This is a genomic window from Thioclava arctica (genome assembly GCF_040892615.1).
Lineage (GTDB): Bacteria > Pseudomonadota > Alphaproteobacteria > Rhodobacterales > Rhodobacteraceae > Thioclava > Thioclava arctica.
Map to the genome: position 1 here is coordinate 392578 of NZ_JBFRYC010000003.1, position 13123 is coordinate 405700.

Consider the following 13123-nt stretch of genomic DNA (forward strand, 5'->3'; position numbering starts at 1 on the left):
TTCGACACGTTTTTATTGAGCAAGGCAAGACCTTTTCGCCTTATTTCATGGATTTTCCTGCGTCACAGGAAGGCTGTTTCCTCGAAACTGCGCAATTTCCGGCTGTGAATGCGCTCCAACGGCATTTCGCGCAGCTTCTCCATCGCGCGGATGCCGATCAACAGGTGGTTGGACACTTGCGAGCGATAAAACTCGGTCGCCATGCCCGGCAGCTTCAACTCGCCATGCAGCGGTTTGTCGGAAACACAGAGCAATGTGCCGTAGGGAACGCGAAAGCGAAATCCGTTTGCAGCGATCGTTGCGCTTTCCATATCCAGCGCGACGGCGCGTGACTGGCTAAGCCGATGCACCGGACCGGATTGGTCGCGCAGCTCCCAGTTGCGGTTGTCGATTGTCGCGACCGTGCCCGTGCGCATGATCCGTTTAAGCTCAAACCCGTCCAGATCGGTGACTTCGGCCACGGCCTCTTGCAGGGCAATCTGAATTTCGGCCAAGGCCGGGATCGGCACCCAGACCGGTAAGTCGTCATCAAGCACATGATCCTCGCGCAGATAGGCATGAGCCAGCACGAAATCGCCCAAGGATTGCGAGTTGCGCAGCCCCGCGCAATGCCCGACCATCAGCCAGGCATGCGGGCGCAGAACGGCGATATGATCGGTCGCGGTTTTCGCGTTCGACGGACCAACCCCGATATTGACCAGCGTGATGCCTTGCCCATCCGGCCGCTTGAGGTGGTAGGTCGGCATTTGCGGCAGTTTCGCGAGGCCGGGAATTTGCTCTTGCGGATCAAAGATTTCCTGATTGCCGGGCGCAACAAAGCTGGAATAGCCCGAATGCGGATCCGCCAGCATCCGGCGCGCCACATCTTCGAATTCATCGACGTAGAATTGGTAGTTGGTGAACAGAACATGGTTTTGGAAATGCTCGGCGGCAGTCGCGGTGTAATGCGACAGACGCGCCAACGAATAATCCACGCGCTGGGCGGTGAAAGGGGCCAGATGGCCTGACCCATCCGGGTTCGGCCCGGCGGTACCGTTGACAATATCGTCGTTCATCGAGGCCAGATCGGGCACGTCGAACACATCGCGCAGGCTGAAATCCAGTACGCCTTCTTGGGGCACGGTCACATCCGGATGCGCGGCGACGGCGAAATGCACCGGCATCGGCGTATCCGAGGGACCAACTTGCACCGGCACGCCGTGATTGCGCATCAGCAAGCCCAGTTGCTGCGTCAGATAATTGCGAAACAGATCGGGCCGCGTCAGCGTGGCCGTATAAGTCCCCGGCACTGGCACATGGCCAAAGCTCATCCGGTTGTCACCCTTGATATGCGAGGGCACGGTGATGCGCACCTCAGGGTAAAAGGCGCGAAACCGTGCTGTTGCGCGTTTAGATTCCAACGTGTCGTTGAATTTCTCCAGCAAAAAACTGGTGGCCTGTTCATACAGTTCCTCAAGGCGCGCCACGGCGGCCTCGGCATCGGTGAAACGTTCCGGATCGCGCGCGTCCGGGGTCAGGGTCGTGAGAGGTTCGTTCATTTGAATAATTCCGTCAGTTCAAAGCGCGTCACGTCGACCAGCCCCAGATCCGAAATCCGAATTTCAGGGATGACGACAAGCGCGAGTAGCGAATGCTGCATGTAAGCGTTGTTCAGGGTGCAGCCGCAATCGGCCATTGCCTGCACCATTTTTCCGGCACGTTCGGCCACGGTCGCGGCGGGATCATCCGACATCAGCCCGGCGATAGGCAGCGGCACGGTGGCGATCTCGGCCCCGTCTTTCCAGACCGAAATGCCACCGCCCATCTCGCCCAAAGCATTGGCACAGGCGGCCATCATCTCGCGGTCGGTGCCCACCACGATCATGTGGTGGCTGTCATGGGCAACGGTAGACCCTATCGCCATGCGGCCCTTGTAGCCAAAGCCCGAGACAAACCCGTTGGTCACGCCGCCGGTGCCTTGGTGACGCTCGACGAGGGCGATCTGGGCAATGTCTTTGGCGGTGTCGGGCTGGGCCAGACCGTCCGTCACATCCAGTTCCGCCGTGAGCGCCTTGGTTGGGGCCTGATTTTCAACGACCCCGATCACGCGGGCAGTGACCGTGTTGGCCCCTTCGGGCGCGGCGATTGCGAAGTCTTCTGCTGTCAGTGTCTTGCCCAGATGCACGGTATTGCGCGCGCTTTCGGGCCACGCGAAGTGCGGGCATTCTACCAGCAATTTGCCGTCTTTTGCGACCGTGCGGCCACGCGCGATCACGTGCTCGACTGGCAGAGTGGCCAGATCCGAGGTCAGGATCAGATCGGCGCGCCGACCCGGCGTGATGCTCCCCAACTCGCGCTCTAGCCCGAAATGGGTGGCGGTGTTGATCGTGCACATTTGCAGCGCGACCAGCGGTTCGGCCCCGCAGGTCACGGCATGGCGAAACACCCGGTTCATATGCCCGTCATGCACCAGCGTGCCGGAATGGCAATCATCGGTGCACAGAATGAAATTGCGCGGATCGAGGCCCTTTTCGGTGACCGCGGTAATCTGCGTTTCCACGTCATACCAAGCCGAGCCCAGCCGCATCATCGAGCGCATCCCCTGACGCACCCGCGCAATCGCGTCGGCCTCGCAGGTGCCTTCGTGATCATCCGCTGGACCACCCGCCACATAGGCGCGAAACGCGGCCCCCAGATCGGGCGAGGCGTAGTGCCCGCCCACCGTCTTGCCCGAATTCTGCGTCGCCGCAATCTCGGCCAGCATCTTGGGGTCGCCCGCAACCACGCCGGGGAAATTCATCATCTCACCGAGGCCCACGATGCCCGGCCATTGCATCGCAGCCGATACATCCTCGGGGGTGATTTCAAAGCCGGTCGTCTCAAGCCCCGGTGCCGAGGGCGCGCAGGACGGCATCTGGGTGAAGATGTTGACGGGCTGCATCAGCGCCTCGTCATGCATCATCTTGACGCCCTCAAGGCCCAGCACATTGGCGATCTCATGGGGGTCGGTGAACATGCTTGTCGTGCCATGCGGGATCACAGCGGCGGCAAATTCCGCCGGTGTCAGCATGCCAGATTCAATATGCATATGCGCATCGCACAGGCCCGGCACCATGTAGCGCCCATTGGCCTCGATGACCTCGGTGTCGGGGCCGATTGCAGAAGACAGATCGGGCGCAATGGCGGCAAAGCGCCCCTCGGCTACGGCAATATCGTAGCCTTCAAGCACCTCACGCGAATGCACATTCACCCATTTGCCACCCCTGATCACAAGGTCGGCAGGCTCACGCCCGGCGGCTACGGCAATCAAGCGCGCAGCAGCCTCGGGCCAGGATTTGATTTTGTTGCTAAGTTCCATGTCCCAGCCTGTCATTGACCGCGCGAAGGTTCAAGAGACGTTGTGATGCGTTCACGCAGGCTCTACCTAGGTCAGATGACAGTTCGGCAAAGGGGGGCGGAAATGCCCACGCTTCTTTCCATCGGACACGGCTATAGTGCCCAAGCGCTAGCGCCGCTGTTGTTGGCGCGCGGTTGGCGGGTGATCGGTACAACGCGCTCGGCAGACAAGGCGGAACGCCTGCGCGCGCAAGGGATCGAGCCGATGATCTGGGAAGGCGGCGATCTACCGCTTGAGGGGGTCAGCCATGTGCTGAGTTCCGTGGCCCCCGGTCCCGAGGGCGACCCGGTGCTGGCGGCTGCGGGTGCGCAACTCGCGCAGGCCGCGCCGCAGCTTGACTGGGTCGGCTATCTCTCGACGATTGGCGTATACGGCGATCACGCGGGCGGCTGGGTGGATGAGGCTACGCCACTGACCCCCGCCACCCAACGCGGGCAGGCGCGTGTCGAGGCCGAGGCTGCGTGGGGCGCGCTTGGAGCCTCCCATCGTCTGCCGCTGCATATCTTTCGCCTTGCCGGGATTTACGGCCCCGGTCGCGGGCCATTTGAAAAGTTGCGCCAAGGGAGCGCGCGTCGGATCATCAAGCCGGGGCAGGTCTTCTCGCGCATCCATGTCGCGGATATCGCGCAAGTGCTTTTGGCGTCGATCGACCGGCCCGATCCGGGGGGAGTTTATAACGTCTGCGACGATGATCCGGCCCCACCGGAAGACGTGATCAGCTACGCTGCGGAATTGCTGGGCTTGCCTCAGCCGCCCGCCGTCGATTTTGACACGGCAGACTTGTCGCCGATGGCGCGCAGTTTCTATGGCGAAAGCAAGCGGGTGCGAAACGACAAGATCAAGCGCGATCTGGGCGTTGCCCTGCGCTATCGCGACTATCGCGCGGGGCTGCGTGCGCTGCTGGAACAAGAGGGCTGAGTCCTTTTCCCGCCTGTGCATCATCACAATCGCGCGGATGGCTTGCACCTTCGTCTCAGCCGTGTCCCAATATGGCCAATGATGGGGGCGCAATAGGGGGGCGGCATGTATACGGTGATCGGCACGGTGGGCTCACGCACGTTGCGCGTTTTATGGACGCTCGAAGAGTTGGGGCTGGACTATGAACATGTGCGCGCTGAGCCGCGTTCAAGCGATGTGGTGGCCTTTAATCCGGCGGGCAAGGTGCCAGTGCTGGTGGTGGATGGCACGCCAATTACCGATTCCACGGCGATTATCACCTATCTGGCGGATGCGCATGGCAAGCTGACACATAAAGCGGGCTCACTGGAGCGGGCGCGGCAAGACAGCCTGACGCAATTTTTGCTTGATGAGTTTGACGCCAGTCTCTGGACCGCGGCGCGCCACAGTTTCGTGCTTCCTGAAGAGCTGCGGCTGTCTGGCATCAAGAACAGCCTGCGTTGGGAATTTGAACGCTCGCAGCACACGCTGATGCATCGGATGGGCGAGGGCGATTTCGTGATGGGAGACGAGATGACGGTGCCTGATATCATTCTGGCGCATTGTCTGGATTGGGCGTTGCTGTCGAAATTTCCGATCACCGAGCATCGCTTGAGCGCGTATCACGCCCGGATGCGTGCACGTCCCGCCTATCAGCGCGCTGTGGCGAAACGCGACGGCTAAAGGGGCGCTGCCCCTCTGGCCTGCGGCCATTCACCCCGGGATATTTCAATCAGGGGAAGACATAAGGCGGCGCGCCGCGGCGCGTCCGGCGTGGCGTCCGGAGGCCAGACACGCGGTGAGCAGATAGCCTCCGGTCGGGGCCTCCCAATCCAGCATCTCTCCGGCAGCGAAAACGCCGGGCAAAGTGGTGAGTTCAAGATCATCGCTGAGGCTGTCCCACGCGATGCCGCCAGCGCTGGAGATCGCCTCGGATAGCGGGCGTGGCGGGCCAAGCGGCACGGGCAGCGATTTGATCCTTGCGGCCAATCTCTGGGGATCGGTTGGCAAGGGGCGGCCCCATTCCATCGCGAGCGCCAGTTTGACCGGGTCAAGTTTGGCCCCGCGGCGCAGGCGGTTGGACAGGCTTTGTTTGGGCGAGATTGAGCAGAGTCGCTGGGTGAGGGTGTCGATGTCGATATCTGGCGCGAGGTCGAGCTGCAGCGGCGCGCCCGCGCGCAATTGCGCTGCGATCTGATAGATGCCGCCACCTTCGATGCCGCGTTTAGACAGGACAAATTCGCCGCGAGAGCGACCAGTCGGTATGATCAAGGCAGCGCCTTTGACGGGCTGGCCGAGATGGGCGTGCATATGATCGGACCAGTCGATGTGAAAGCCCATATTGGCGGGTTGGAAGGGCGTGATCGCAACCCCTTTGCCCGCCAGCCACGCCACCCAAGCCGCATCCGACCCAAGGCGCGGCCAACTGGCGCCGCCAAGCGTCAGCACCGTGGTATCGGGGTGTAAGGTCTTGCGGCCCTCAGGCGTGTCAAAGACGAGCGCCGCGCCATCAAACCCTTGCCAGCGCCAACGCGTGCGGATCGAAACACCAAGCCCGGTGAGTCGCGCAATCCAAGCGCGCAGTAATGGCGAGGCCTTCATGCCACTTGGAAAGACGCGCCCTGTTGAACCCGCGAATAGATCGATCCCGAGATCGCGCGCAAATTCCTGCACTTGATCGGGCCCGAAGGGGCGGGTGATTGCAGCGATTTGCGGGTGTGAATAGTGCGATAGGAATGTTTCGAGCGGCTCCTGTTTGGTTAGGTTCAACCCCGATTTCCCCGCCATCAGGAATTTGCGCGCAAGGGTGGGTTTTGCCTCGATCAGCGTTACATCGGCGCCTGCGCGCGCCAATTCCTCGGCCGCCATCATGCCCGCCGGGCCGCCGCCAATGACCAGTGCCGTTTTCATCGCCGTGCCAGCATGGCCAGCCGCATCAGCGTGCGTTCGATCACCGCCATTTGCGGTGCCCGCGACGCCGAGCGCAGGGTCAGATCGGCCTCGACCAGATCCTTGAGCGCGGTTTCCAGTTTGAACATGCCCCAGCTCTGCGCCTGACGCTGCATCTTGTCGCGGCGTGGCCCAAAGATGGGCGGGCGGATGCGCGCAATTCCCGAACCGGGCCCGGCCGGGTCCGAGGCCGCCGCATGCAGCGCGCGAAAATGGCGCAGCGCCATGATCGTCAGCAGCACCGGCTGCACACCCTGACTCTCGAGCCGCTGCATCACCGGGCCAAGTTCGGGCGCGCGCCCGTCAGCCACGATTTCGAGCACATCATCGACGCCTGCCTCGACCGACGAGGGCGCACAGGCGGCGACATCGGCGGGACTCAGCGCGGCTTCGTCGCCATATTTATACAGCGAAATCTTCTCTACCGTCTGGCGGAAATCACCGGGATCGAGCGCGCGCGACAAAGCCAACAGATCGGTCATCGCCTCGGCGCTGATATCGCGCAGCCCCGCGCGGCGCAGGATATCCTCGATCTCTTCGCGCGAGGGCGGGTCGTCGTAAATGCCGACCGCATAGGCGCTGGAATGGCCCTCAAACGCCTTGCGCAGCTTCGATTTTGCGGTAAGCGATCCGGCGGTGACGACGATGCGCGCATCGCCTTCGCGCCATTCCGACAGCGCCGTCGTGATCGCGTCGGTCACGGTTTCGGTGGCATCTTCGAGAAAGGCGACGCGCAGGCCGGGGAAGAACCCGACCTCTTTGATCGCATCCAACAGCAGCGAGGGGGATTTGCGCAGATCGGCCCCCGCAATTCGGGTCAGGCGCATTTCTTCTTCGCCTTGCGGGCCGATCAGGGCGGCGATCACCTCTTGGCGACGCAGGGCCACGCGCATTGCATCCCCGCCATAGATCAGCAGGCCGGTGCGGTCGGGGTCGGGCTTGGCGAAATAGCGCGCTGCGGCAGCCCCGGCCAGTTTCATTGCGGCAGGCTCGACGCTTGCGCCAGCAACCGCGTCACGATCTGATCGCCGAGAATGCGCATCAGGCGGCGATGGGCGTCTTGCTCGGCGGATTGCGTGGCAACAATGGTGCCAGTTGCCGACCATGAGGTGAAGGAATTCACTCGTCCCGTCAGCAACACCGCATCGCTGGCGGCATCGCGCAGCGTGTAATCGACCGTGCCGGTGAGTTGATAGCGCGTGGTGGCGTTATCGGGTGATATCCCCTGGCCCGCAGCACTGGTCTCGATCCTATAGCCAAGGCGATAGCGCGCCGGATTGGCTGGGCCGAGGCGTGCTTGCAGATGTGTCACCAGTTCAAACGCATCCGGGCTGTCGGGCGCATCAGGAGACACGCCGTTCAGCAGCTTGGCCGCGCCACCTTGGGGGCCATAGGCCGGGGTGAAGCCGCACGCGCTCAACCCCAGCGCGCCGCCGGTGAGCAAGAAGGTTCTTCGGTTAGATGACCACATTGACGATGCGCCCCGGCACGACGATGAGTTTCTTGGGCTGACCTCCTGCCAGCGCCTTGACGACATGTTCGTCGGCCAGCGCCAGCTTTTCAACCTCTTCCTTTGGCATGTCCACCGGCACGGTCAGTTCCGAGCGCCGCTTGCCATTGACCTGAATGGGCAGCGTGACGCTGTCTTCGACCAGCAGCGCAGGGTCGGCCACCGGCCAGCGCGCGCCACTCACGAATCCCTCACCGCCCAGCATTTGCCAGATATCCTCGGCCAGATGGGGCACCATAGGTGCCATCAACTGCGCCATCAGCTTCATTGCAGCCTGCTTGGTTTCGGCTCCGGCTTTCGACTTGGACAGGGTGTTGGTCAGCGCGTAAAGCGACGCCACCGCCTTGTTGAAAGTGAATCCTTCGATCGAGCGGGTGATCTCGTCCACCGTTTTGTTGGCGGCTTTCAACAGCGCCAGATCCTCGGCCGTATCGGCAGGCGCTGCCGAGGTGGCGATCTCATCGGCGATTCGATGCAGGCGGTTGAGGAATTTCGACGTGGCCTCAGCCCCGGCTGCCGTCCATTCCACGTCGCGTTCTGGCGGACTGTCTGACATCACGAAGAATCGCGCGGTATCGGCGCCGAACGCGGCGATGATATTCATCGGATCGACGACGTTCTTCTTGGATTTCGACATTTTCGCCGAGGGGATGATTTCGACGGTCTCGCCGGTGGCCTTCAGCTTGCCGTCCTCGACCTCTTCGGGGAGGTGATAGACCGGGCGGTTCTTGGCGTCGCGCGTCTGATAGATCTCATGCGTGACCATGCCCTGCGTGAACAGGGCGTTGAACGGCTCGATTGCTTGCGCGGGCAGATGCCCGGTTTTCGCCATCGCGCGCGCGAAAAAGCGCGAATAGAGCAGGTGCAGGATCGCGTGCTCGATGCCGCCGATATATTGATCGACATTCATCCAATAGGCGGCCTCAGTCAGATCGGTCGGCGTGGCGGCATGGGGCGAGGTGAAGCGCGCGTAGTACCACGACGAATCGACGAAGGTATCCATCGTGTCAGTTTCGCGTTGCGCGGGTGCGCCGCATTTCGGGCAGGCGCAGTCACGCCAGCTCGGGTGACGATCCAGCGGGTTGCCGGGAATCGAGAAATCGATCGGCGCGCCGTCCTGATCGTAGGGCAATTCGACGGGCAAGTTCTCTTTCTTCTCGGGCACGACGCCGCACGCCGCACAATGCACGACCGGGATCGGGCAGCCCCAATAGCGCTGGCGCGACAGCCCCCAATCGCGCAGGCGGAACTTGGTCACGCCCTGGCCGATGCCGTTTTCCTCACAGAATGCGATGGCGCTGGCCACACCGTCTTCGCCGGTCTGAACCTCGTCACCCGCGAAGCCCGCGATGTAGCGGACCTTCTCGGATTTCAGCGGCACGAATTCGGCAGCGGGGTAGTTGCCCTCAAGCGGCTCGAACACCGGCACGATGGGCAATTCGTATTTCGTCGCGAATTCAAAATCGCGCGCATCATGGGCCGGGCAGCCGAAAATCGCGCCGGTGCCGTAATCCATCAGAATGAAATTCGCGATCCAGACGGGCAGCTCGACCTCGGTGTTAAGCGGGTGACGCACGCGGATGCCAGTGTCCATCCCCAGCTTTTCAGCGGTTTCGATGGCCTCTTCGGTGGTGCCACCAGCGCGGCATTTCGCGACAAACGCCGCGATTTCGGGATTGTGGCGTTCCAGATGCTTGGCGAGCGGGTGATCGGGTGAGATCGCAGCGAAACTTGCACCCAGCAGAGTGTCGGGGCGTGTGGTGTAGACCTCGAGCGATTCGAACCCGTCGGGCGCGCCCTTGGTCGAGAACGCGAATTGCAGACCGCGCGATTTGCCGATCCAGTTGGCCTGCATCAGGCGCACCTTTTCGGGCCAATCCTTGAGCCCGTCGAGCGCATCCAGCAATTCTTCAGAGTAATCCGAAATCTTGAAGAACCACTGCGTCAGTTCGCGCCGCTCGACCGCCGCGCCGGACCGCCAGCCCTTGCCGTCGATCACCTGCTCATTGGCCAGCACAGTCATGTCGACCGGGTCCCAGTTCACCACCGCATTCTTGCGATAGACCAGACCCGCAGCGAGCATGTCGATGAACATCGCCTGTTGCTGGCCGTAATAGTCCGGGTCACAGGTCGCAAATTCGCGCGTCCAGTCCAGCGAGAAGCCAAGCGGGCGCATCTGGTCCTTCATGTCGGCGATATTGGAATAGGTCCAGTCCTTGGGGTGGCCGCCGCGTTCCATCGCGGCGTTTTCAGCGGGCATTCCGAAGGCATCCCAGCCCATCGGATGCAGCACCGAAAATCCCTGCGCCATCTTATAGCGTGCGACCACATCGCCCATCGTGTAATTGCGCACATGGCCCATATGGATGCGCCCCGAGGGGTAGGGGAACATCTCGAGCACGTAGTATTTCGGACGGGCCGGATCGTGACGCGCGGCGAATAGCTGCGCTGCGTCCCAGGCTTTTTGCCATTTGGCTTCGCTTTGGCTTGGTTCGTAGCGCGACATATCTAGGCCCTCATCGGTCATATTCTGCGCAGGCTTGCTACACCGCGCGCGGGGGCAAGGTCCAGCCACCGCTGACATGCGCGCAGAAATAACCCCGCCAGAGACAGGCTCGGGCGGGGCGGAAAATGCGTGCGGGTGGTTAGGGCCCCCGGTTACAGCTTCGAATCACGAATCCGCAGTTGGCGGGCGCGCGTCAGGATCGCGTCTTCGACCGCGCGTTGCGTATCAGCCGAAACCGGACCGCTGCGCGTGCGCAGCGACACTTTCAACGAACGCGCATCCAGCGCCGGATCGGTCACATAAACAGTCGCCTTATACGCACGACCGCCGCCCGGAGGCGTGCCATATCCCGTCACGATCACGCCCGAGAACGGATCGACCTCTTGGATGGGTAGGAAATCAAGCACGTCCAGCGACGCCTGCCAAAGGTATTTGTTTACCTCGACGGTGATGTTCGGGTCGCCGCCGCCATTAAAGAGGTCCCAAATCTTGGTCTGCTTGCGCGCGTTGGCCTCGTTCGTGGGCTGTTTCGCCTTTGCGGCGTCTTCCGGGCTTGCCGAAAAAAGCTTGCCACTAGAGGTGCCGCCGCAAGCAGAGAGTGCGAGGCTAAGGCCAAGAGCTGCGGTGATGTGCAAAAGACGTCTGCTGATCATGAGGCGCTGTTCCTGTCGGCTCGCTAGAGTTTCTTGTTTCGTCTCTAGCCTATGGCCCTCAGAGCGACAAGGATTTTCCGGGTCCTACACGTCTTGTCGTCAAACAAGGCCATGCAGAGCGCGAAAATGACTGTGACAAGTCTGCACCATCCTGCGGGGCTTTGCTCTGGGCGCTGCGCTTTGAGTTGCATTGCATGGCGCTTGGAGAGAGAACAGCGTCATACCCAATTCGGACTTCCCCGGAGTTGGGGGTTACCTTTAGTTTTAAAAGAAGATGAGGGAAAACGATGAAAAAGGTTCTCTTCGCGACAACCGCTCTTGTGCTGTCGGCTGGCTTCGCGTCCGCTGACGTGACTCTGTCGGGCTACGGCCGTTTCGGTCTGCAGTATAACGACGGCCGTACCACCGCGGGCGTGTTTGACCCGACCTTGGCGGAAACCACCGTCGAAAGCCGTATGCGCTTGAACATCGACGCTTCGAAAGAAACCGACGGCGGCGTGACCTTCGGTGGCCGTATTCGCGTTCAGTACGACAACGACAGTGCTTCTGGCTCGTCTGACCTGAACGCCGCTATGATGTATGCTTCGTTCGGCGGTTTCCGTATGGAAGTCGGCAACGCCAACCAGGCGATGGACTCGGCTCCGCTGGTTTATGCTTCGGAACTCGGCCTCGTGTCCTCGTCCTTCGGTGACATCCAGTCCGGCTTCTTCGCCTACAATACCGGTGCTTACTCCGACACCAACCGCATGGGCGTGTCGGCTTCCTACTCGATGGGTGCATTCAGCGGTATGGTGTCGTACATCAACCCCGACCAGACCCTCAAGTCGCTGGGCGCTCGGAAAGCTGAATCGTCGCTGTACGTTGCATATGCTTCGGGCCCGCTCACCGTTTCTGCGGCTGGCACCTGGAACGCCAAAGGCGTTGACGGCGCTGACATCGCCTTCATCGGTGCTGCTTACCAAGTCAACGACGCAGTCAACGTCGGCCTGAACTACACGGACGAACTTGTTGGCGAAACCATCGTTGGCTACGGTAGCTACAAAATGGGTGCAACCACCCTGCGCGGCTACATCGCTAACAACAGCGCTGCTGGCAACGCAACCGACACCGCTTACGGTATCGGCGCTGACTACGACCTCGGCGGTGCGACCCTGCTTGGTGGCATCCAAAAAGGTTACGCGAAAGAAACCGTTGCTGACTTCGGTGTGAAATTCGCATTCTAATCCTTACGGATAGAACGAATGGAAGAGCGGGCCTTGTGCCCGCTCTTTTCTTTTGTGCGCCAAGCGTGTTTTCTGCACGCAAACAAGGAGGCGCAAAATGGGACTGGCCCAGATCAAGGACCGCATCGCAACCGCCGAGACCCGCGCCGGACGTGCGCCCGGATCGGTGCAGTTGATTGCCGTGTCCAAAGTGCAGCCACCCGAGCGGGTTGAAGCGGTGCTGCGCGAGGGCCATCGCCTGTTTGGCGAGAATTACGTTCAGGAAGCGCAGGGCAAATGGCCCGATTGGCGCGCTGAATTTCCCGGCTGCGCGGTGCATATGATCGGCCCGTTGCAAACAAACAAAGCGAAAATTGCCGTTGAGCTGTTCGAGGCGATCCACACGCTCGATCGGCCCTCGCTGGCGAAAAAGCTGGCCGGGCTGGCGCAGACGCGCGGGGCCTCGCCCGATCTGTTCGTGCAGGTCAATACCGGAAGCGAGCCGCAAAAGGCCGGTGTGCTGCCCGATGATCTGGATCGATTCGTAACGGAGGCACAGGCCTTGGATCTGCCGGTGAAAGGGCTGATGTGTATTCCGCCCGAGGGTGAAGACCCCGCCCCCCATTTCGCGATGCTGGCTGCGATGGCCGCGCGCAATGGGCTGGAACAGCTTTCGATGGGGATGAGTTCCGACTTTGAAGCCGCGATTGCGGCGGGGGCGACCCATGTACGGGTTGGCTCGGCTATTTTTGGCGCGCGGGATTATTCCTAGGCTTTGTCGCGGGCGGTGAGTTCTGGCGTCAGCAGCGAGTGGCGAAGCCGATGAAAGACCCGTGCCTAGATCCTCGGCTTGCGGATCGAATTGTGGTTGCTGCAGACGCCACGCCCATTGCCGCAGGTGACATAATAGGGCGCACCACAGGTGGCGCAGACCAGTAGGCCAGAAAGCAGGTGTCGACGACGATGGCATCGATCCGGCGATTAGGCATG

At 61.6% G+C, this 13123-nt stretch carries 11 protein-coding genes; 4 read left to right on the forward strand and 7 right to left on the reverse strand.

All coding sequences use genetic code 11. The features are described from left to right. Positions 1-62: 62 nt before the first annotated feature. Both AB4874_RS07525 and ade read right to left on the reverse strand, forming a co-directional pair. Positions 63-1538 carry an AMP nucleosidase gene (locus AB4874_RS07525; RefSeq protein WP_295535680.1) on the reverse strand — a complete coding sequence of 492 codons (1476 nt, stop codon included), beginning with the start codon at positions 1536-1538 and terminating at the stop codon, positions 63-65. After that, on the reverse strand, positions 1535-3337 hold the full coding sequence (gene ade / locus AB4874_RS07530) for an adenine deaminase (RefSeq protein WP_368391515.1): 1803 nt from the start codon (positions 3335-3337) through the stop codon (positions 1535-1537). The genes AB4874_RS07525 and ade overlap by 4 nt, the downstream gene beginning before the upstream one ends. A gap of 102 nt (positions 3338-3439) precedes the next feature. Between ade and AB4874_RS07535 the strand changes: the two genes are divergently transcribed. Further along, on the forward strand, positions 3440-4294 hold the full coding sequence (locus AB4874_RS07535; RefSeq protein ID WP_368391516.1) for an SDR family oxidoreductase: 855 nt from the start codon (positions 3440-3442) through the stop codon (positions 4292-4294). Positions 4295-4399: 105 nt separating this feature from the next. Next, positions 4400-4996 carry a glutathione S-transferase family protein gene (locus AB4874_RS07540; protein ID WP_295535687.1) on the forward strand — a complete coding sequence of 199 codons (597 nt, stop codon included), beginning with the start codon at positions 4400-4402 and terminating at the stop codon, positions 4994-4996. Positions 4997-5041: 45 nt separating this feature from the next. Here the strand turns inward: AB4874_RS07540 and AB4874_RS07545 are convergent, their stop codons facing one another. The 5 genes from AB4874_RS07545 to AB4874_RS07565 form a co-directional block, all read right to left on the reverse strand. Continuing rightward, positions 5042-6223: a TIGR03862 family flavoprotein gene (locus AB4874_RS07545; protein ID WP_368391517.1), complete on the reverse strand. Its 1182-nt coding sequence runs from the start codon at positions 6221-6223 to the stop codon at positions 5042-5044. Further along, the gene (gene holA, locus AB4874_RS07550) at positions 6220-7242 is read right to left on the reverse strand and encodes a DNA polymerase III subunit delta (RefSeq protein WP_368391518.1); all 1023 of its coding nucleotides are present in this window, start codon (positions 7240-7242) and stop codon (positions 6220-6222) included. The genes AB4874_RS07545 and holA overlap by 4 nt, the downstream gene beginning before the upstream one ends. Next, entirely contained in the window at positions 7239-7733 is a 495-nt protein-coding gene (gene lptE, locus AB4874_RS07555) for an LPS assembly lipoprotein LptE (RefSeq protein ID WP_368391519.1), read from the reverse strand. The genes holA and lptE overlap by 4 nt, the downstream gene beginning before the upstream one ends. Continuing rightward, positions 7720-10278, reverse strand: coding sequence for a leucine--tRNA ligase (gene leuS / locus AB4874_RS07560; RefSeq protein ID WP_368391520.1), 2559 nt, complete (start codon positions 10276-10278; stop codon positions 7720-7722). Before leuS ends, lptE begins: the two co-directional genes overlap by 14 nt. A gap of 152 nt (positions 10279-10430) precedes the next feature. Next, positions 10431-10931, reverse strand: a complete 501-nt coding sequence (locus AB4874_RS07565; protein WP_295535700.1) for a DUF3576 domain-containing protein — start codon at positions 10929-10931, stop codon at positions 10431-10433. Positions 10932-11218: 287 nt separating this feature from the next. Here AB4874_RS07565 and AB4874_RS07570 point away from each other — a divergent pair, with 287 nt between their 5' ends. Together AB4874_RS07570 and AB4874_RS07575 are read left to right on the forward strand one after the other, a co-directional pair. Beyond that, entirely contained in the window at positions 11219-12154 is a 936-nt protein-coding gene (locus tag AB4874_RS07570) for a porin (RefSeq protein WP_368391521.1), read from the forward strand. A 97-nt stretch (positions 12155-12251) separates the two neighbouring features. Continuing rightward, positions 12252-12905 carry a YggS family pyridoxal phosphate-dependent enzyme gene (locus tag AB4874_RS07575; protein WP_368391522.1) on the forward strand — a complete coding sequence of 218 codons (654 nt, stop codon included), beginning with the start codon at positions 12252-12254 and terminating at the stop codon, positions 12903-12905. Positions 12906-13123 lie beyond the last annotated feature (218 nt).

Coding starts and splice junctions, on each gene's coding strand:
- AB4874_RS07525 (WP_295535680.1), bottom strand. CDS start 1,538: ATGAACGAACCTCTCACGACCCTGACCCCGGACGCGCGCGATCCGGAA.
- ade (WP_368391515.1), bottom strand. CDS start 3,337: ATGGAACTTAGCAACAAAATCAAATCCTGGCCCGAGGCTGCTGCGCGC.
- AB4874_RS07535 (WP_368391516.1), top strand. CDS start 3,440: ATGCCCACGCTTCTTTCCATCGGACACGGCTATAGTGCCCAAGCGCTA.
- AB4874_RS07540 (WP_295535687.1), top strand. CDS start 4,400: ATGTATACGGTGATCGGCACGGTGGGCTCACGCACGTTGCGCGTTTTA.
- AB4874_RS07545 (WP_368391517.1), bottom strand. CDS start 6,223: ATGAAAACGGCACTGGTCATTGGCGGCGGCCCGGCGGGCATGATGGCG.
- holA (WP_368391518.1), bottom strand. CDS start 7,242: ATGAAACTGGCCGGGGCTGCCGCAGCGCGCTATTTCGCCAAGCCCGAC.
- lptE (WP_368391519.1), bottom strand. CDS start 7,733: ATGTGGTCATCTAACCGAAGAACCTTCTTGCTCACCGGCGGCGCGCTG.
- leuS (WP_368391520.1), bottom strand. CDS start 10,278: ATGTCGCGCTACGAACCAAGCCAAAGCGAAGCCAAATGGCAAAAAGCC.
- AB4874_RS07565 (WP_295535700.1), bottom strand. CDS start 10,931: ATGATCAGCAGACGTCTTTTGCACATCACCGCAGCTCTTGGCCTTAGC.
- AB4874_RS07570 (WP_368391521.1), top strand. CDS start 11,219: ATGAAAAAGGTTCTCTTCGCGACAACCGCTCTTGTGCTGTCGGCTGGC.
- AB4874_RS07575 (WP_368391522.1), top strand. CDS start 12,252: ATGGGACTGGCCCAGATCAAGGACCGCATCGCAACCGCCGAGACCCGC.